The organism is Cellulosimicrobium sp. KWT-B (assembly GCF_002127155.1).
Taxonomy (GTDB): Bacteria; Actinomycetota; Actinomycetes; order Actinomycetales; family Cellulomonadaceae; genus Cellulosimicrobium; species Cellulosimicrobium funkei.
Window position 1 is genome coordinate 550,637 of the sequence record NZ_NEDO01000002.1, and the last position, 18,709, is coordinate 569,345.

Annotated in this window: 19 protein-coding genes and 1 pseudogene; 11 read left to right on the plus strand and 9 right to left on the minus strand. The window is 74.3% G+C overall.

Annotation, left to right across the window (positions count from 1 at the left end; genetic code table 11):
* The first annotated feature begins 87 nt into the window (after positions 1–87).
* The gene (locus tag B9L22_RS08625) at positions 88–930 is read left to right on the plus strand and encodes an alpha/beta fold hydrolase (protein ID WP_086150016.1); all 843 of its coding nucleotides are present in this window, start codon (positions 88–90) and stop codon (positions 928–930) included.
* A gap of 94 nt (positions 931–1,024) precedes the next feature.
* On the opposite strand, the gene B9L22_RS08630 is transcribed toward B9L22_RS08625, so the two are convergent.
* The 4 genes and pseudogenes from B9L22_RS08630 to B9L22_RS08640 form a co-directional block, all read right to left on the minus strand.
* Positions 1,025–2,296, minus strand: coding sequence for an NYN domain-containing protein (locus B9L22_RS08630; protein ID WP_086150017.1), 1,272 nt, complete (start codon positions 2,294–2,296; stop codon positions 1,025–1,027).
* Between the two features lie 107 nt (positions 2,297–2,403).
* Positions 2,404–3,030 (minus strand): MFS transporter, encoded by a 627-nt coding sequence (locus B9L22_RS20225; protein WP_198947256.1) that lies wholly within the window; start codon positions 3,028–3,030, stop codon positions 2,404–2,406.
* A gap of 103 nt (positions 3,031–3,133) precedes the next feature.
* Positions 3,134–3,733: pseudogene (locus tag B9L22_RS20735) on the minus strand (MFS transporter); the annotation flags it as partial.
* Positions 3,688–5,916 carry a glycoside hydrolase family 3 C-terminal domain-containing protein gene (locus tag B9L22_RS08640; RefSeq protein WP_086150018.1) on the minus strand — a complete coding sequence of 743 codons (2,229 nt, stop codon included), beginning with the start codon at positions 5,914–5,916 and terminating at the stop codon, positions 3,688–3,690. The pseudogene B9L22_RS20735 and the gene B9L22_RS08640, both read right to left, overlap by 46 nt.
* A gap of 199 nt (positions 5,917–6,115) precedes the next feature.
* Here B9L22_RS08640 and B9L22_RS08645 point away from each other — a divergent pair, with 199 nt between their 5' ends.
* The 4 genes from B9L22_RS08645 to B9L22_RS08660 are packed head-to-tail and all read left to right on the plus strand — an operon-like array spanning position 6,116 to position 9,285.
* Positions 6,116–6,739: a TetR/AcrR family transcriptional regulator gene (locus tag B9L22_RS08645; protein WP_086150019.1), complete on the plus strand. Its 624-nt coding sequence runs from the start codon at positions 6,116–6,118 to the stop codon at positions 6,737–6,739.
* A 45-nt stretch (positions 6,740–6,784) separates the two neighbouring features.
* Complete coding sequence (locus B9L22_RS08650) at positions 6,785–8,095, plus strand: MFS transporter (protein ID WP_086150020.1); 1,311 nt, start codon at positions 6,785–6,787, stop codon at positions 8,093–8,095.
* Positions 8,092–8,679: a sugar O-acetyltransferase gene (locus B9L22_RS08655; protein WP_061268962.1), complete on the plus strand. Its 588-nt coding sequence runs from the start codon at positions 8,092–8,094 to the stop codon at positions 8,677–8,679. The genes B9L22_RS08650 and B9L22_RS08655 overlap by 4 nt, the downstream gene beginning before the upstream one ends.
* Before the next feature lie 3 nt (positions 8,680–8,682).
* Positions 8,683–9,285, plus strand: a complete 603-nt coding sequence (locus B9L22_RS08660) for a TetR/AcrR family transcriptional regulator (protein ID WP_086150021.1) — start codon at positions 8,683–8,685, stop codon at positions 9,283–9,285.
* On the opposite strand, the gene B9L22_RS08665 is transcribed toward B9L22_RS08660, so the two are convergent.
* Positions 9,245–9,826 carry a GNAT family N-acetyltransferase gene (locus tag B9L22_RS08665; RefSeq protein ID WP_021481589.1) on the minus strand — a complete coding sequence of 194 codons (582 nt, stop codon included), beginning with the start codon at positions 9,824–9,826 and terminating at the stop codon, positions 9,245–9,247. The two genes, B9L22_RS08660 and B9L22_RS08665, sit on opposite strands and share 41 nt — an antisense overlap.
* A gap of 41 nt (positions 9,827–9,867) precedes the next feature.
* Positions 9,868–10,509, minus strand: a complete 642-nt coding sequence (locus tag B9L22_RS08670; protein WP_086150022.1) for a hypothetical protein — start codon at positions 10,507–10,509, stop codon at positions 9,868–9,870.
* Between the two features lie 235 nt (positions 10,510–10,744).
* On the opposite strand from B9L22_RS08670, the gene B9L22_RS08675 reads away from it, so the two are divergent.
* From B9L22_RS08675 to B9L22_RS19980, 4 genes are read left to right on the plus strand one after another with little or no spacing between them, the layout of a single operon-like run.
* Positions 10,745–13,042, plus strand: a complete 2,298-nt coding sequence (locus tag B9L22_RS08675) for a carbon starvation CstA family protein (protein ID WP_021481587.1) — start codon at positions 10,745–10,747, stop codon at positions 13,040–13,042.
* Positions 13,039–13,305, plus strand: a complete 267-nt coding sequence (locus B9L22_RS20625) for a YbdD/YjiX family protein (protein ID WP_369824819.1) — start codon at positions 13,039–13,041, stop codon at positions 13,303–13,305. Before B9L22_RS08675 ends, B9L22_RS20625 begins: the two co-directional genes overlap by 4 nt.
* An 18-nt stretch (positions 13,306–13,323) precedes the next feature.
* Positions 13,324–13,785 carry a hypothetical protein gene (locus tag B9L22_RS08685; RefSeq protein ID WP_086150023.1) on the plus strand — a complete coding sequence of 154 codons (462 nt, stop codon included), beginning with the start codon at positions 13,324–13,326 and terminating at the stop codon, positions 13,783–13,785.
* A 5-nt stretch (positions 13,786–13,790) separates the two neighbouring features.
* Positions 13,791–14,309, plus strand: a complete 519-nt coding sequence (locus B9L22_RS19980; protein ID WP_158097178.1) for a hypothetical protein — start codon at positions 13,791–13,793, stop codon at positions 14,307–14,309.
* Positions 14,310–14,379: 70 nt separating this feature from the next.
* Here the strand turns inward: B9L22_RS19980 and B9L22_RS08695 are convergent, their stop codons facing one another.
* Complete coding sequence (locus tag B9L22_RS08695) at positions 14,380–14,850, minus strand: META domain-containing protein (RefSeq protein ID WP_143317193.1); 471 nt, start codon at positions 14,848–14,850, stop codon at positions 14,380–14,382.
* 90 nt (positions 14,851–14,940) lie between these two features.
* On the opposite strand from B9L22_RS08695, the gene B9L22_RS08700 reads away from it, so the two are divergent.
* On the plus strand, positions 14,941–15,561 hold the full coding sequence (locus B9L22_RS08700; protein ID WP_086150026.1) for a hypothetical protein: 621 nt from the start codon (positions 14,941–14,943) through the stop codon (positions 15,559–15,561).
* Here the strand turns inward: B9L22_RS08700 and B9L22_RS08705 are convergent.
* On the minus strand, positions 15,539–16,465 hold the full coding sequence (locus tag B9L22_RS08705) for a siderophore-interacting protein (RefSeq protein ID WP_086150027.1): 927 nt from the start codon (positions 16,463–16,465) through the stop codon (positions 15,539–15,541). The two genes, B9L22_RS08700 and B9L22_RS08705, sit on opposite strands and share 23 nt — an antisense overlap.
* Positions 16,452–17,417, minus strand: a complete 966-nt coding sequence (locus tag B9L22_RS08710) for an ABC transporter substrate-binding protein (protein WP_233139897.1) — start codon at positions 17,415–17,417, stop codon at positions 16,452–16,454. Before B9L22_RS08710 ends, B9L22_RS08705 begins: the two co-directional genes overlap by 14 nt.
* Before the next feature lie 86 nt (positions 17,418–17,503).
* Here B9L22_RS08710 and B9L22_RS08715 point away from each other — a divergent pair, with 86 nt between their 5' ends.
* Positions 17,504–18,676, plus strand: a complete 1,173-nt coding sequence (locus B9L22_RS08715) for a sensor histidine kinase (protein WP_086150029.1) — start codon at positions 17,504–17,506, stop codon at positions 18,674–18,676.
* Positions 18,677–18,709: the final 33 nt, after the last annotated feature.

An 18,709-nucleotide genomic window follows, 5' to 3' on the forward strand; every position in this document is an offset into this window, starting at 1 on the left:
ACCGCTTGCGCGGAGAACCATCGTTCTCTAGTGTAGCGACCAACGAGAGAACGACCGTTCTCCCGACCTCGCGAAAGGGGCACGACCATGGGGTACATCACCGTCGGGCAGGAGAACTCCACCGACATCGAGCTCTACTACGAGGACCAGGGCGCCGGGCAGCCGGCCGTCCTCATCCACGGCTACCCCCTCGACGGCCACAGCTGGGAGCTGCAGAAGCGGGAGCTGCTCGACGCCGGCCACCGCGTCATCACGTACGACCGCCGCGGGTTCGGCGCGTCGAGCAAGGTCGGCAGCGGCTACGACTACGACACGTTCGCGGCCGACCTCAACGCCGTCCTCGAGACGCTCGACCTGCGCGACGTGATCCTCGTCGGCTTCTCCATGGGCACCGGCGAGCTCGCCCGCTACGTGAAGAACCACGGCCACGAGCGCGTCGCCAAGCTCGCGTTCCTCGCCTCGCTCGAGCCCTTCCTCGTCCAGCGCGACGACAACCCGGAGGGCGTCCCGCAGTCCGTGTTCGACGGCATCGTCGAGGCCGCGCGCTCCGACCGCTACGCCTGGTACACGCAGTTCTACAAGGACTTCTACAACCTCGACGAGAACCTCGGGACCCGCATCAGCGAGGACGCCGTGCACGCGAGCTGGATCACCGCGATCGGGTCCGCGCCCGTCGCCGCGTACGCGGTCGTGCCGACCTGGATCGAGGACTTCCGGGCCGACGTCGAGGCCGTCCGCGCGGCCGGCAAGCCGACGCTGATCCTGCACGGCACGAAGGACAACATCCTGCCGATCGACGCGACCGGGCGCCGCTTCCGCCAGCTCGTGCCGGACGCCGAGTACGTCGAGGTCGAGGGTGCTCCCCACGGCCTGCTCGTCACGCACGCGGCCGAGGTCAACGAGGCGCTGCTCGCCTTCGTCGGTCGCTGACCGCGACGCTCCTCGCGGGAGCGGTCGCCCGTCCGAGCGCCGCGACCGGGCGCCGGGGTGGTCCCCGGCGCCCGGCGCCACGGCCGAGTGAGCGTCAGGCGACCGTCACGCGGTAGTCGTCGGCGTCGTCGTCCCAGGCGAGGTCGACGGCGCCGGCGGCCTGCGCCGCCTTGCAGAACTGCAGGAACCCGCGGTACCCGAGCGCCTTCTCGCTGAAGTCGGGGCGCTTCTTGCGGATGGCGTTCTTCAGCCCGGACAGGACCGTCGAGCCGCCCTCCTCGCGGACCACGTCGCGCACGAGCGCGAACGCCTGGTCCGTGTCGCCCTGCGCGGGCAGCGACACCTCGGGGTCGCCCGTCGCGGGGCCGGGCGCGAGCTCCACGAAGCTCCGGTCGGCGAGGAACCGCAGGAACTCGCCGAAGTTGCGGAACCCGTAGTCCGCCTCGCTGAACGTCGGGTCCTTGCGCAGCAGCGTGCGCTTGAGCACCGACGCGGTGACGGGGCCGCTCGTGGACGCCTCGAGGTCGGCCAGCGTCTGCGCGACGCGCACCTCCATCGGGACGTCCTCGCCCGACGGCGCGTCGTCGTCGGCCTCGGGGGTCGTCGCGACGAGCGCGGGCTCGTCGGCCGGCTGCTCGACGGGCGTCGTCTCACCGTCGACCTCGGCGTTCTCGGTCACGACGGGCTCGCCCCGGCGCGACGAGCGCCCGACGGCCTCGCCGAGCTCCGCGAGCGCCGCCGCGGCCGGGGTCTCGACCTCCGGCTCGGCGATTTCGGTCGCCTTGCGGCGCCCGGACGTGCGACCCCCGGTGCGCTTCGCCTTCGCGCCGCCCGACGGCGCCCCGGCGCGCCCGCCGCGGACCGAGCGGGGCTCCGGCTCGTCGGGGACGTCGACGCCCTCGAGCCGGTCGTAGAAGAGGAACTCGTCGCACGCGGGCGGCAGGAGGCGGGACGTCGACTTCTCGACGCCGACGCCGATGACGCGCTTGTTCAGCTCGCGCAGCTTGTGGACGAGCGGGGAGAAGTCGCTGTCCCCCGTGCACATGACGAACGTCGAGATGTAGTCGCGCTCGAACGCCATCTCGATCGCGTCGACGACCATCTTGATGTCGGCGGCGTTCTTGCGGGACGCCCCCATGCGCTGGGGCATCTCGATGAGCTCGACCTGGTGGCGCGTGAGCGAGCGGCGGTCCTCGTCGAAGTACGACCAGTCCGCGTACGCCCGCCGCACGACGACGCGCCCGCGCACGGCGAGCGCGTCGGCGATCGGGCCGAAGTCGAACGTCATGCCGCCCAGGTGCTCGCGGGCCCCCAGGGCGAGGTTCTCGTAGTCGATGAAGACGGCCAGTCGCTCCTCGGTGTCCATGCCCGCCAGCCTAGGCGCAGACCACGGCGCGCCGCCGCCGCACCCCGGGGCCGTGCGTCACGTGCCACCGCACGCGGCGCACGACCCGGGCCGTCAGGCTTCCCCGCTCAGCGGACCGAGCGGATGAGGAGGATGAGCACCGCCCCGACGAGGGCCAGCGCGGCCGCGACGGGGAACATCGCGTGGTAGCCCAGCGCCGTGATCGCGGCGGCCGCGAGGACCGGTCCGAGGATCTGGCCGCCCGTGTTGGCGAGGTTGAGGATGCCCAGGTCCTTCGCGGCAGTCTCCGGATTGGGCAGCACCTCGACGTTGAGCGCCTGGTCGACGGCGTTGAAGGCGCCCATGCCGATGCCGGCGACGAGCCCGTAGACGAGCATCGTCCAGGGCTCGGCGGACACGAACGGCACGAACGCGCCGATCGCGACGAGCACGGCCGCCACGACGACGGGCAGCCGCCGTCGCCGCAGGCGGTCCGAGACCGGGCCTGCCACGGCCGACATCACGAGCGCCGTGATCATGAGGAACAAGGACACCAGCGAGACGTACCGCGAGGTCTCGTCCTCGCCGAGACGCATGTAGTCCGTGAGGATGTAGAGCTGGTAGCCGGAGATCGCGAACGTCGCGGCGATGATGAGGAACTTCCCGAACAGCGCGAGGTAGTAGTCGCGCGCACCGCGCCGGGGGAACGAGAAGTTGTCCAGCAGCATCCGCTTGTCGAGTCGGCGCCGGGCCATGCCCAGGCTCGAGCCCTCGCGCATGAGCAGGGCGGCGACCGGGCCCGAGAGCAGGGTCAGGCCAGGCCAGGACCGTGAAACCGCCGGTGAGCGAGCCGAGAAACTGCGCGCCTACGATCTGCCCACCGTAGAGGCCCGCGGAGTACCCGAGGGCGTAGACGGACGAGATCGTGCCGCGGTGACGCGGGGCGACACGGTCGGAGATCACGGCGATGAGCGGCGCGACGATCGCGTTGAGGAAGAACTGGTAGACGCACCACGCGACGACCAGCAGCCCGACGCTGCGCACCGAGCCCACGACGAGCAGCATCGCCGCGGACGCGACCGACCCGACGACGATCCACGGCGTGCGCCTCCCCCAGCGCGAGCGCGTGAGGTCGGAGAGCGCGCCGAACAGGATGTTCGCGATCGTGGCGACCACCATCGCGCTCGTGGCGAGGAGCGCGACGACCGCCTCCTTGTTCGCCGGAGCGATCTCTGCGACGCGCGCGGGGAGCAGGACGGCGTTGACGCCCAGGTAGGGGCCGAGCCACAGCACCACGCCCAGCGCGAGGGCGACGCCGACGCGCAGCGGCCGGCGCGGCTGCTGACCGTCCTCGACGGTGCCGGACCACTCGCTGACGGCCTCTGGCGCGACGGCGCCGGGCCCGGTCACGGTCACAGCTCGGCCTCCGCCCGTGCCGCGCCCGCGTCGCCCCAGCACGACGCCGCCTCGAGCACGACCGGCCCCGCCGCGACGACGACCGCTCGGGTGCGCTCGTCCCAGCGCCCGAAGGGTGTGAGGTCGAGCGCCACCGGCACCGTGACGCTCGACCCCGCCGGGACGTCCGCCACGGCGAAGCCCAGCAGCTCGCGCTCGCCCGCACGGTCGCCGTCGGCCCGTGAGCCGTACACCTGGACGACGTGGCGGCCGTCCCGGTCGCCCGCGTTGCGCACGGTCGCGCGCACCTCGGCGTGGCCAGCGGCACGGTCGAGCCGGCCGACGTCGATCCGCGTCACCTCGTACGTCGTGTACGCGAGCCCGTGGCCGAGCGGGAACAGCGCCTCCACGCCGTCGCGCTGGAGCAGCCGCTGCCCGTACCAGCGGTCGTACGTGATGGCGGTCGCGTCGATGTCGAGAGGGGGGAGGTGGTCCTCGGACGCCGGGATCGGGTAGGGCAGACGCCCGGACGGGTTGTGGGCGCCGAGCAGCACGTCGGCGAGCGCGTTGCCGCCCTCCATGCCGGCGTACCAGCCGAGCAGGACGGCCGGGACGTCGTCGACCCATTCCTCCATGAGAACCGCGCCGGCGCTGACCACGACGACGACGGTGCGCGGGTTGGCCGCCGCGACCGCACGGATGGTCTCGACGTCCTCGGGCCGCAGGTGCAGGTCGCGGCGGTCGCCGCCCGCGGTCCCGCTGCCCACGACGCTCAACCCCTGGCCCATCGCGGCCATGACGGCGTCGCGGTCGGCGCGCTGGGCGTCGTCCACCGGGTCCGGGTAGAGGCGCAGGAGGTCCTCGCGCGTCGCGACGGAGCCGTCGACGAACTCACCCTCGTCGGCCGCGGTGTACCCGACGACGACGACGGCCGCGTCGGCACCGCGGGCCGCGTCCGCAGCCGCCGGGGCACCCCGCTCCGGGTCCGCCGTGACGATCTCGGCCTCCGGGAGCGCGGCGCGCAGGCCCTCGACCGCGGTGACGACGTACGGGGCCCGGACGTCGGACGACCCGTGGTCACCGGTGTTGGCGACGTCCGCGAGCCGGCCGACGACGGCCAGGCGACGCAGGGCGGCCGGATCGAGCGGGAGCGCGGGCGCGCCGGACGCCTCGTCGTTCTTGAGGAGCACGACGGCGCGCCGCGCCGCCTCGCGCGCCAGGTCGACGTGCTCGGCGCTCACCACGGTGCCGCGCGGCTCGTCGGCGTCACGCCCGGCGTGGTGGCGGAGCTGTGTCGCCAGGATGCGCACGCCCGCGCGCTCGACGTCCGCCCAGGTGGCGTGGCCGTCGTCGAGGGCGTCGCGCAGCCACGCGCCGCGCTGCTGGTGGAACGGCGCCTCGACGTCGAGCCCGGCGGCGAGCGCCTTCGCCCCGTCGCGCATGCCCCAGATGAAGTCCGTGACGACGGTGCCCTCGAAGCCCCAGTCCTCCCGCAGGACCGTGGTGAGGGTGTACGGGTTCTGCCCGCCCCACTCGCCGTTCACCGAGTTGTAGGAGCTCATGACGGCGGCCACGCCCGCGTCCGACACCTGCTTGAAGTGCGGGAGGTAGACCTCGTGGAGCGTGGCCTCATCGACGGTGACGTCAACGGTGAAGCGCGCGTTCTCCATCGAGTTGAGCGCGTAGTGCTTCATGCACGCCATGGCGTGGTGCTGGACGCCGCGCGTGAGCGCGGCCCCGAGCGCGCCGAGCAGCACGGGCTGGTCGGAGTACGTCTCCTGCGAGCGGCCCCACGCCGGGTGGCGTGGCAGGTTGATGCACACTCCGCCGAAGAAGTTGCCTCCCTGCTCGCGGATCTCCGCCCCGATCGCGCGCCCCACTCGCTCCTCGAGCTCGACGTCCCACGTGGCGCCGCGCGCCATGGAGACCGGAAACGCCGTCGAACGGCCGACGACGCACCCGCGCGGTCCGTCGACGAACCGGATCCCGGGGATGCCGAGGCGGTCCACGGCGCCCATCACGTAGGGGAAGACGTTGTAGCCGTCCTCCACGAACGAGCGCATCCCCTTCCAGAACTCCAGGTCCCCGTCGAGGAGCCAGAGCCGCTCGTCCTCCGTGAGCCGGTCGTACAGGCCCTGGGCCTGGGCGACGGGGTCCGCGCCTGCGCGCACCTCGTCGGTCGCGAGGCCGAAGGCCCCCGTGTCGGTCGGGACGGTCGTCGTCCCAGCGGCGTCTTCGCTCGTCATCCTGCACACCTCGTCCGTGAGTGGTGAGTGGTACTGAGTACCTAGTAGGTGTTCAGTAAGATAGGTCGTGGCAGCCGCCCGAGCAAGGGGACCTTCGTCCCGGGGCAACGCTCCGGCTCACCGCCGCGAGCCCTCCCACTCGCCTGACCTGCCGCGACGCCCCGGCGTAGAGTGGCGGACGACGACCCGACGAGGAGCGATGACCACAGCCCCCTGGAGCGCACGACCCCGCACGCGCATGGCCGCGGCAGACCGCCGCGCGCAGATCCTGGCGTCCGCGAGCCGGCTCATCGCCGAGCGCGGGTTCTGGGGCCTCACCCTGCGCGACGTCGCGCTCGACTGCGGCATCACCGAGGCCGGGGTCCTGCACCACGCGGGGTCGAAGGACGGCCTGCTGGTCGCGGTGCTCGAGCACCGCGACGCGGTCGACATGGCCGCGCTCGCCGAGCGCCTCGCGGTCCCCGTGACAGCCATCGATGACGACCCGCTGCCCGTCGGGCTCCGCGACCTGTGCGCCGCGCTCGTCGCCCGCAACGTCACCCAACCGGAGATCGTGCGCCTGTACACGGTGCTCCAGGGCGAGTCCCTCGACGAGTCGCACCCGGCCTACGCCTACTTCCAGCAGCGCGAGGAATGGGTCATGGACCTGTTCTCCCGCGCGGCCCGCACCGACCGCGTCCCGGGCGCCGCCGTCGTGACGACGGCCCGCGAGACGCTCGCCGCGATGGACGGGCTGCAGCTCCGCTGGCTGCGCTCCCCCACGACGGTGGACCTGGTCGCCGAGTGGGACGCCTTCGCCGAGAGGCTCCTCGCCGGGCGCTGACCCGCGATGTGTACGTCCGTACACATCGTGTGTACGATCGTCCGCATGCCGTCTCCCACCCTCGCGCGCCCGGCGCCGGACGTCCGGCGCGCGCGGGTCGCCGTCGCCGCGCTGTTCCTCACCAACGGCGCGCTGTTCGCGAACCTCGTGCCGCGGTACCCCGAGATCAAGGCCGGGCTCGACCTGGGCAACGCCACGTACGGGCTCGCCGTCGCAGCGTTCCCCGCGGGGGCCATCACCGCCGGGCTCGCCGCCGCGGCGCTCGTCCGCCGGTTCGGGTCGGCGCGCGTCGCCGTCGCCGGCACCGTGCTCACCGCGGCCGGGCTGCTGCTCGCGGGCCTGGCGCCCGCCCTGCCGCTGCTCGTCGTCGCGCTGTTCGCCGCGGGGGCGATGGACGCGTTCACCGACGTCGCGCAGAACGCGCACGGCCTGCGCGTGCAGCGCCGGTACGGCCGCTCGATCATCAACGGCTTCCACGCGCTGTGGTCGGTCGGCGCCGTCGTGGGCGGCGGCATGGCGGCCGCCGCCATCGCGCTCGGCCTGCCCCTCGGCGTCCACCTCGCGATCACGGGCTCGCTCTTCGCGGTGGTCGCGCTCGTCGCGCTCCGCTGGTGCCTGCCCGGGCTCGACGGCGAGGCTCCCGACGCCGTCGCCGCGGAGACCGCCGCGACCCCGGCCGGCGCCCCGGCAGGCGCGGAACCCGCAGGGGCCGGCGCAGCACTCGCGCGCGCGTCCCGCGCCCGCACGGCCGCCGTCCTCGCCGCGCTCGTGCTCGTCGCCGTCGCGGGCACCCTCGTCGAGGACGCGGGCAGCACGTGGGCCGCGGTCTACCTGTCCGGGTCGCTCGGCGCCCCCGCGACGCTCGCCGCCGCCGGCTTCGTCGCGCTCGTCGGCGCCCAGTTCGTCGGGCGCCTCGTCGGCGACCGCCTCGTGGACCGCTTCGGCCAGCGCGCCGTCGCCCGGACCGGGGGCGCGCTCGTCGCGCTCGGCACGGGCCTCGCGCTCGCGCTCCCCTCCGTGCCCGGCACGATCGCCGGGTTCGCCGCCGCCGGGTTCGGCGTCGCGACCCTCGTCCCGGCCGCGATGCAGCAGGCGGACGAGCTCCCCGGGCTGCGCGCGGGCACGGGTCTCACGCTCGTCTCGTGGCTCATGCGGCTCGGGTTCCTCCTGTCGCCGCCGATCGTCGGGCTCGTCGCCGACGCCACGAGCCTGCGGACCGGCCTGCTCGTGCTCCCGCTCGCGGGCGTCGTCGTCGTGCTGCTCGCCGGCGTCCTCGCACCGCGCCGCGCCACCAGCTCGCCGCACCACCCCGCCCCCCACGACCGCACCCTCGAGTCCCAGGAGACCAACGCATGACCACCGACTACTTCGCCGGCGACGACCGCACCAGCTACGAGCGCATGGCCGCAGGAGACCTCTACGTCGCCGACGACCCGGAGATCGCGCGCGGCGTCCAGCGCGGCCTGCGCCTCGTCGACGCCTACCACCGGGCGGTGCTCGACGGCGACGACGACGGCGCCCGCGCGATCCTCACCGACCTGCTCGGCTCGCTCGGCGAGGGCGCGTCGGTGAAGCCCCCGCTCGCGGTCGACTTCGGCAGCAACGTGCACCTCGGCGACCGGACGTTCGTCAACTCCGGGCTCACCGCCCTCGACGTCGCGGCGATCACCATCGGCGACGACTGCCTCCTCGGGCCGAACGTCCAGCTCCTCACCCCCACGCACCCCGTCGACCCCCAGCCGCGGCGCGACAAGCTCGAGGCCGCCGAGCCCATCACCCTCGGCGACAACGTGTGGCTCGGCGGCGGGGTCATCGTGTGCCCGGGCGTGACGATCGGCGACAACACCGTCGTGGGCGCGGGGTCCGTCGTCACGCGCGACCTGCCCGCGAACGTCGTGGCCGTCGGCAACCCGGCGCGCGTGATCCGCGAGAACATCTGAGCCGTGACCGAGACCCCCGCGCCCCCCGGCCCGACGGGCCGCGCGCGCCGCCACGACCCGGAGCGCCGCGACCGCATCATCGACGCGTGCCTCGACGTGATCGCGGAGCACGGGGTCGAAGGGACCTCGCACCGGCGCGTCGCGGCGGCGGCCGACGTCCCGCTCGGCTCCATGACGTACCACTTCGCCGGGATGGACGACCTGCTGCGCGAGGCGTTCGGCCGTTTCACGCGCGAGGCCGCCGCGCAGTTCGAGCGCCGCATGGGCGACGCGCGCACGCCCGAGGAGGCCGTCCAGGCCGTCACGACGCTCATCACGCACGACGTCTTCGCGACGCAGCGCGACCTCGTCCTGTCGCACGAGCTCTACACGCTCGCGGCGCGGGACCCGGCCTACCGGACGCTCACCAACGACTGGATGCGTCGCAGCCGCGCCGCGCTGGGCCGCCACTTCGACCCCGCGACGTGCCGCGTGCTCGACGCGTTCATCGAGGGCATGACGATCCACCGCGCGCTCGACACCGAGCCGCACGACGACGTCGACGTCCTCGGCGCGGTCCGCCGCCTCACGCGGGTCGGGCCGCCCGCGCCCCCTCCGCCGCGGTGACGTCGAACAGCTCGCACGTCACGCCGTAGTACGCGTCGGTCCTGCCGCGGGGGGTCATGCCGATCCGGCGGCACACCGCCTGGGACGCCGCGTTGTCGGGGTGCGTCACGGCGACGACCCGGTCGAGGCCGCGGGCGAACGCGTGCGCGAGGACGGCCGAGGCCGCCTCCGACGCATACCCGCGGCCCCACGCGGCGGGGTGGAAGTGCCACCCGATCTCCGTGTCGCCCGACGGCTGCAGCGGCTCGCCCGTGCCCGACGCCGGGATCGACTTGAGCAGGATGGTCCCCACGGGTGCGCCGTCGGGCAGACCGGCGCCGTCGTCCTCGCGCGGGACGACCGCCCAGACGCCGTGCGTGCCGTCGTCGACCTCCGCCCACGCGGCGACGCGCGCGAGCGCCTCGTCCCGGTGCTCCAGGACGCGCGGCGTCGTCCCGACGTACCGCATCACGTCCCAGCGGGAGTAGATGTCGAGCACGGCGTCGGCGTCGTCGGGCTGCCAGGGGCGGAGGGTCAGTCGGGGCGTCGTCAGCGTCTGCACCGCCCCAGGCTACGAGCCGGCGCGGGCCCTGGCCGACGGCGTCAGACGATCTTGGGGAAGGTGAGGAGGAAGCCCACGCCCACGACGAGCACCACGCACGCGAGCCCGACCATCGCCCACGAGGCGCGCTCCGAGCGGAACCGGCCGGCGAACGCCCCGAAGAACAGCACGAGCGCGAAGAGCACGGTCGTGAGGGTGTAGTTGTCGCCGCGCTGGTTGTTCACGAGCGCCTGCGCGAAGAGGGCGTCGGCCCGCTCGTCCGCCGCGGCGGCCTCGACCTCTCCCGGCGGGACGTACGTGTCGAGCGCGAACGGGCTCGGCGCCGCCGCGGGATTCTGCAGCGGGCGGGACGCGAGCCACTCGTCGAACGCGGGCCGGAAGTGGTCGGTGAACCGCGCGCGCGTGAACTCCTCCAGCTCTGTGTCCCCGGTCGCGTACGCCTCCAGCCACAGGCTGAAGACCTGCAGGTCGATCGACCGGGCGGTGTCGGCGTGCGCACGCTGGGTCGACGCCTCGATGCGCTGGGTCGACGCGCGCGAGAACGCGATCGACATCTCGCCGCCCCACTTGCTCGCCTCGAACCCGCTCCACGCGGTGAGCACGGCCGTCACGGCGAGCAGCACGACCGTCACGGTCTCCCGCAACGACCTGCCGCCCTTGCCCTCCGCGCCGTCGTCGGCCACGGCAGGACACTAGCCCTCCGCTCAGGGGTCCGCGCGGCGACGCCGCCCGCCCGGCGGCACGTGCCCAGGACAGCGCGACGAGCACCACCACGCGCGACGAACGCGCCGTTCGTCGCACACCGACCACCGTTCGTCGCACACCTCGACCGCCCGCCGTCGTGACGTGGATCACGGTCCGCCGCGGTTCCTAGCCTTCCGTGGTCGGACCGCAACGACGCGACCCTGGAGAGGCTCGATGACGACAGACACCCGCGCGGCGCGGAACGCCGCGGACGACGACCCGGAGATCGTGCCGGACCCGTCCCTGCCCCCCACCGCGGTGCCCGAGGAGCTTCCCGGGGCACAGGCGCGCACCCGCTGGACGCCGCAGAAGATCGCCCTGTGGGCCGCGATCTCCCTGCTCGGCGGCATCGCGTGGGTCATGCTCGCGGTCGTCCGCGGCGAGACCGTGAACGCGATCTGGTTCGTGTTCGCCGCCGTGTGCACGTACCTCATCGGGTACCGCTTCTACTCCAAGGTCATCGAGCGCTACATCACGCGCCCCGACGACCGCCGCGCGACGCCCGCCGAGGCCCGCGAGGACGGCAAGGACTACGTCCCGACCGACCGGCACGTGCTGTTCGGCCACCACTTCGCCGCGATCGCCGGCGCGGGCCCGCTCGTCGGCCCGGTGCTCGCCGCCCAGATGGGCTACCTGCCCGGCACGATCTGGATCATCGTCGGCGTCGTGCTCGCCGGCGCGGTGCAGGACTACCTCGTCCTGTTCTTCTCCATGCGCCGCGGCGGGCGGACCATCGGCCAGATGGCGCGCCAGGAGCTCGGCCGCGTGGGCGGCACCGCCGCGATCGTCGCGTCGCTGCTCATCATGATCATCATCGTCGCGATCCTCGCGCTCGTGGTCGTCAACGCGCTCGGCGAGAGCCCGTGGGGCGTGTTCTCCGTGTCGATGACGATCCCCATCGCGCTGTTCATGGGCGTCTACCTGCGGTACATCCGGCCCGGGAAGATCACCGAGGTCTCGGTCATCGGCTTCGTCCTGCTGCTCGCCGCGATCGTCGGTGGCGGCTGGATCGCGGACACCGCGTGGGGCGCCGAGCTCTTCCACCTCGACCGCACGACCATCGCGGTCGGCGTCATCGTGTACGGCTTCGTCGCCGCCGTCCTGCCCGTGTGGCTCCTGCTCGCGCCCCGCGACTACCTCTCGACGTTCATGAAGGTCGGCGTCATCGTCGTCCTCGCGGTCGCGGTGATCGTCGTGCGGCCCGAGATCACGGTGCCCGCGATCAGCGAGTTCGCGAGCGGCGAGACGGGCCCGGTCGTGTCCGGGGCGTTGTTCCCGTTCCTCTTCGTCACCATCGCGTGCGGCGCGCTGTCCGGCTTCCACGCGCTCATCGCGTCGGGCACGACGCCGAAGCTCGTCGAGAAGGAGCGCCAGACGCGCTTCATCGGCTACGGCGGCATGCTCATGGAGTCGTTCGTCGCGATCATGGCGCTCGTCGCCGCGATCTCCATCGACCGCGGCATCTACTTCGCGATGAACTCGTCCGCCGCCGCCACGGGCGGCACGGTCGAGGGCGCGGTCGCGTTCGTCAACGGGCTCGGCCTCATGGGCGTCAACCTCACGCCGGACATGCTCACGTCGACCGCGGAGGCCGTCGGCGAGCCGTCGATCGTGTCCCGCACGGGCGGCGCCCCGACGCTCGCGCTCGGCCTCGCGCACATCATGCAGCAGCTCGTGGGCGGCACCGCGATGATGGGCTTCTGGTACCACTTCGCCATCATGTTCGAGGCGCTGTTCATCCTCACCGCCGTCGACGCCGGCACGCGCGTCGCGCGGTTCATGCTCCAGGACACCCTCGGCAACGTGTCGCCGAAGTTCCGCGACGTCACGTGGCGGCCGGGCGTGTGGTTGTGCACCGCGATCATGGTCGCCGGGTGGGGCAGCATCCTCTACCTCGGCGTCACCGACCCGCTCGGCGGGATCAACACGTTCTTCCCGCTGTTCGGCATCGCGAACCAGCTCCTCGCGGCCATCGCTCTCGCCGTCGTGCTGGCGATCGTCGCCAAGCGCGGGCGCAGCTACCAGCGCTGGCTGTGGATCGTCGCGGCGCCGCTCGCGTTCACCGCGGTCATCACCATCTGGGCGTCGATCGAGAAGATCTTCTCCCCCGTCCCCGCGGTCGGGTACTGGGCCAACCACAACGCGTTCAAGGACGCGCTCGCCGCCGGCGAGACGTCGTTCGGCACCGCCGGCTCGGTCGAGGCGATGGAGGCGGTCGTCCGCAACACGTTCGTCCAGGGCACGCTCTCGATCGTGTTCGTCGTCCTCGCGATCGTCGTCATCGTCGCGTCGGTCCTCGTGACCGCGAAGGCGCTGCGCGACGGCGGCGGCGCCAACCACGAGGACCCGCCCGTCGCGTCGCGTCGGTTCGCCCCGGCCGACCTGTTCGCGACGAAGGCCGAGAAGGCGATCCAGAAGGAGTGGGCGGCGCTGCCGCCCGAGAAGCGCCCTGCCGCGACGGGGCACCGGTGACGGTGCGGCAGGGGACGCAGGGTCCCGCCACGACGGTCCGCGCGACCGTCGTGGCGGGGCTCCGCACCGCCGCGGCCCGCGTGCGCGACGGCGCGGTCCACGTCCGCTGGTACGTGCGGCAGGTGATGGGCGACGACGCGTACGCGACCTACGCCGCGCACCAGCGCGCGGTGCACCCGGGCGGCGTCGTCATGACCGAGCGCGAGTTCTGGCGCATGCGGCACGCCGAGCAGGACGCCAACCCGGGGTCGCGCTGCTGCTGACGGCCTAGGCTCGGCGCCGTGCTCCGCGTCCCCTTCGACCTGCTCCTGCCGCGGGTCTCCACCGCCGACGTCCGGCGGCGCGCCGCGGAGCTGCCCCGCCGCGGGCAGGAGGTCCGGGTCCGCGTGCGCGAAGACGTGCTGGTCGCGCGCCGCTGGGCCCCCGGCGCGCACGCGAGCGGGCACAGCGTGCTGCGCGCCCGGCTCACCGAGGAGCCCGACGGCGTCCGCCTGCGCGGGACGGTCGCCCCGAGCGGGCTGGACCTCGTGCTGGTGGCGATCTGGCTCGCCGCGACCGCCGGGATCGCGACGCTCGGCGCCGTCTACCAGAACGGGGTCGCGTGGCTCGTCGCGCTCCTCCCCCTCGCCTTCGGAGCGGTCTTCGCCGCCTGGCTGCCCGGGGCCGCACGGTCCGGTCACGACGTGCTGCTGCGGGCGCTCGCCGGCCTCGGCGAGGGGCGCGACCCCCACGGGCTACGGTGACGGGCGTGGCTCGCCCTCCCGTCCGCATCACGTCCGACCCGCCGCGGGGGACGTTCTCCGCGTGCACCCTCGTGCTCGCGACCGACCCCGAGACGGCGGCCGGGTGGGTCGCCGCTGCGTTCGGCGCGCTGCGCTGGAAGCGCCGGGCGTCCGGCACCGCGCACCGCGAGGGCGCGTCGTTGTGGGAGGTCGGGGGCGCGGCCCGCGCGTTCTTCCTCGACGACCTCGACGTGCTCCGCCTCGTCACCCCGCGTGCGGCGGCGTTCTTCTCCCACGGGCGGGCCGTCGCGACGGTCCAGCCCGACGGCGCCGCGCACCGGACCGTCGTCACGCTCTCCCTGGTCGAGGGCCAGCTCTCGTGCCGCGAGAGCTTCGGCGCCGTCGCGCGGCACCTGCACGAGGCCGCGGTCCGCGCCGGGGCGCTCCCGCCCGACGACGTCCCGGTGTGGACGAGCGCCTACGACCTGCCCGCCGGCTCCCCCGGCGACCCGCGGTCGCGCAAGCGCCTCTTCCGCGGTTCCTGAGCACCCGTACCTACCCGGGCATGACGATCTGCCGACGCCTACCGGTAGCCCAGGACGGGCGCTACGAGAGTCAGCCCCGTTCCAGCCGCGCGAGCTCGACGCCGTCGTGGTCGACGAGGACGAGCACGTCACCGTCGAGCCCGGCGCGGGCGGAGAGTGCCAGGAGGTACGGCACCGGCTCGCCCTCGCAGCCGATCTCGGTGTGCCCGCCCGAGGTGACGACCAGGCGCCCCTCGGCGCCGACTCGCCAGGTGCCGTCCGCGACGTTGCACCCGTCGGTCCCGGTCCACGAGCCGTCCTCCGCGAGGACGACGTGCGGGTCGGTCGCATAGTCGGTGCCGGGCTGCCAGCGGCCGACCAGGTCGCCCGCGGTGGCGGGCGCCGTGCCGTCGGGCAAGGGTGCGGCCGTCGTCGGCGCCGGCCCGGCCGTCTCCCCCGGGCGGAGGGGCGCGTCGGCGCCCGGTCCGGCGCACGAGGCGAGGAGCGCCACGGCGAGCACCGGGAGGGCCGTCGTCCTGCGCGGGGGACGTCGTCGGGTCATGTCTCGATCGTGTCGCCCGGTGGGCGAACCTTGCACCGCCCGGGCGGGCCGCCCGGCGCGAGGGCGCGGTGCCGTGGGACGATGCCGCCCGTGACGGAGCTGACCTTGCACGACGACGCCAAGCGCCGCGTGGTGCGCGCCAACCTCACGTTCGCCGCGGTCCTCGTGCCGATCCTCGGGCTCACGGCGGTCTCCCTGGGGATCAGCACGCGCAACCTCGCCCTCGCGCTGGGCTACGCCTGCGTCGTGCTCGCGATGATCCCGCTGACGTACGTGCTCGCGCGCCGGTTCACCGACCGCTCCCGCGTCACGTTCGGCGACGGGTCGGTGACGGTCCAGGGCTGGGGCCGGCCGCGGCGGTTCACGGTGGCCGAGATCGAGCGCGTCGTCACGGTCGACAGCATGGGGTTCGGGGGCATGACGCCGACGCACCACCTCATCGTCGTGGGGCCGACGAAGCGCCTCGCCCTGCTCGTCGGACAGATGTGGGACCGCGACCAGCTCTCGGCCGTCGCGCTCGACCTCGCGCACCGCGGCGTCCCGCTCAACCCGGTCCACCAGCCGGTCACGCCCGCGCAGCTGCGGGCGATGGACCCCCGGCTCGTGCCGTGGCGTCAGGCGCACCCGGTCGCGCTGGGCCTGTTCGTCGGGCTCGGCGTGCTGCTGTTCTTCCTGGTCGCGTTCGTCGTCATGGTCGCGTTCCTCGTCTGACCGCCGCGTCCGGCCGGGCGCGGTCGTGCCAGTAGCCCTGCGCGTGCACGCGCGAGCGGGCCACGCCCGCCGCCACGAGCTCGGCCCGGACGCGCGCGACCGTGGCGCTCTCCGTCGCGCACCACGCGTAGAAGCCGTCGCCCGCGGAGGCCGCGGACCGGCCGTGCACGGCGGCCCAGTCGCGGACGGCGCCCAGCACCGCCCGCTCGGCGCCGCGGCGTCGCAGGCGGGGCACGTGCTCGACGCGCACGGTCGCGGGCACGTCCCCGAGCGGGGCGTCCGCCGGGTCGTCGGCCTCGACGAGCAGGTCGGCCCGGACGTCAGGGCCGAGGCTCGCGAGGATCCCGCGCACCGCGGGCGCGGACGTCTCGTCCGCGACGAGGAGCACGTGCCCGACGGCGGGCCCCGGGTCCCACTGCGTGCCGTGGTCGGTCACGCCGAACCGCGCGTGCGGCGCGGACAGCAGGACGCGGTCCCCGACCGCCGCCCGCCGCGCCCAGGCGCTCGCCGGGCCCGCGGGCTCGTGCAGGTACAGGTCGAGGTCCACCTCGGCGACCTCCGGGCGCACGGCCACGGGCGTGTACGAGCGCATGACGGGGCGCACGTCGTCGTCGAGTCCGGACCACTCGCGGCGCCACGTGCTCTCGTCCGCGAGGCGCGCCCGGCGCGCGAGGCGGTCCGCGCCGGGCCCCGGGAGCAGGATCTTCACGCGCTGGTCGAGCCCGACGTCGGCGCATACGGCCAGGTCCGGCCCGGCGAGCGTCACGCGCACGAGGCGCGGGCCGACGTCGTGCACGCGCGCGACCGTCGTCGGGAAGAGCACGTTGGGCGACCGGTGGAACCGGCACCCGGCCGGGCTCCCGGCGGTCGCCGGGGCCCCGGCCGCCGCGTCAGGAGCTGGCACGGTCCTGCAGGAAGCGCTCGACGTCGTCGAGCACGGCCTGCCCGCCGAGCGGCCCGACGCCGCTGATCCAGAAGGACTGGTCCACGACGCGCACGTCGGGGAACGACGCGGCGTTGAGCGGGATCTCCGCGGGGACCGCGGACGCGTCGTCGGGGTCGGCGGCCGAGACGAGCACGAGGTCGGCGGCGGCCTCGGTCACGCGCTCCGGGGACAGGTCCACGGAGATGTCCTCGCCCCACTCCTGCTCCGGCGTCGTGAACCCGACGCACTCGAGCGTGCTGCCCGCGAACGACCGCGGCCCGTACGCGGACACGATGCCGTCGCGCGGGCGCAGAAGCTGCGCCGTCCCGGAGACGTCGTAGTCCTCCTGGAGCTGGGCGCACCGCGCGTCGTAGGCGTCGAGCAGGGCCTGGGCGTCCGCCTCCCGGCCGAGCGCGCGCCCGACGAGGAGCACGTTCTCCTGCCACGGGTCGGTCTGGGTCGCCATGAAGACGGTCGGCGCGACGCTCGCGAGCTGGTCGTACAGGTCGGAGTGGCGCGACTCCGTGCCGAGGATGAGGTCCGGCTCGAGCGCCGCGATGGCCTCCAGGTTCGGCTCGGGCACGGTGCCGACGACCTCGATCGCCTGCGCCTCCTCGCCGAGGTACGCGGGCACGCCCGCCTCGACGCTCAGCACGGCGGCGCCCACGGGGACGACGCCGAGCGCGACGGCGGTGTCCGTCTCGACGGGCTCGAGCGTCACGACGCGCTGCGGCGCCGCGTCGAGCTCGGCGGTCCCCCGCGCGTGCTCGACGGCGTACCCCGCCGCGGTGTCGTCCGGCGCCGGCGCGCCGGTCGCCGCGGGCTCGGGGTCGGACGAGCACGCCGCGAGGAGGGTCGCGGCGAGCACGAGGGCGGTGGTGGTGACGCTGCGGCGCACGCGCGGGCTCGACGTGGTCCGGGAGATCGGCACAGGAGGTTCCTTCGTCATGGGATAGGACTGCCTAACCTTATCTGCCCCACCGGGGTGGGTGACGCCGCGCTGGATACGATCACTGCATGTCCGGGCCCGTGTTCGCCGGCGCCGCCGCCGGTCTCGTCGTGGGCGTCCTGCTCACCCTCGGGCTCGTGCTCGCCTGGCGGCTCGCACGCGGGTCGCGCGAGCTCGGGAGCGACTCCGACCGGGCGACGTTCCGCACCCTCCACCTCGCGTCGCGCGCCGCGACGCACCTGCGCGACGGGCTCGACGGCGACGACGTCGGCCGCGCGGCCCGCTCCCTGCGCCAGCTCCTCGGCGCCGACGCGCTCGCCGTCGTCACGGCGGACGGCGCGGTCGCCCTCGACGGGAGCTCGACGCTCGAGCCCGACGCGCGGCGCGTCGCCGAGCGCGTCCTCGCGTCGGGACGGCGCCACGTCGAGAGCGGCGACGTCGAGGACGCCGTCGGGGCGCCCGTCGTCGCGGGCGGGCGCGTCGCCGGCGTCGTCGTGGCGTTCGCCGACACCGTGCGGCCGCCGCTGGTGCGCGCGACGGGCGAGGTGGCGCAGTGGTGCGCGGCGCAGCTCGAGCTCGCCGAGCTGGAGGCGTCGCGCACGGCGCTCGCGCAGGCCGAGCTGCGCGCGCTGCGCGCCCAGATCAGCCCGCACTTCGTCTACAACGCGCTCGGTGCCATCGCGTCGTTCATCAGTACCGACCCCGAGCGGGCGCGCGACCTCGTGCTCGACTTCGCCGACTTCACGCGCTACTCGTTCCGCGGGCGCGGCGACTTCACGACCCTCGCCGACGAGCTGCGCTCGATCCACTCCTACGTCGAGCTCGAGCGCGCCCGGTTCGGCGACCGCCTCGCCGTCACCCTGCAGATCGCGCCGGAGTCGCTGACGGCCGTCATCCCGTTCCTCTCCGTCCAGCCCCTCGTCGAGAACGCGGTGCGCCACGGCCTGGAGCCGCGCGAGCACGGCGGCACGATCGTCATCACCGCGCGCGACGAGGGCACCCAGACGGAGATCACGGTCGAGGACGACGGCGTCGGCATGGACCCGGCCGTCGTGCGCGAGCTCCTCACGTCGCGCGACACGACGCACGTGGGCCTCCGCAACGTCGACACGCGCGTGCGCCAGCTCTACGGCGACGACCACGCGCTCGACATCGAGACCGCGCCCGGCTCGGGCACGCTCGTGCGGCTGCGCGTCCCGCGGTCGCAGCCGCTGCACGAGACGGAGGTGAGCGTGCCGTGACCACCCCGGACCCGGCTCCGGCCGGTGGCGTCC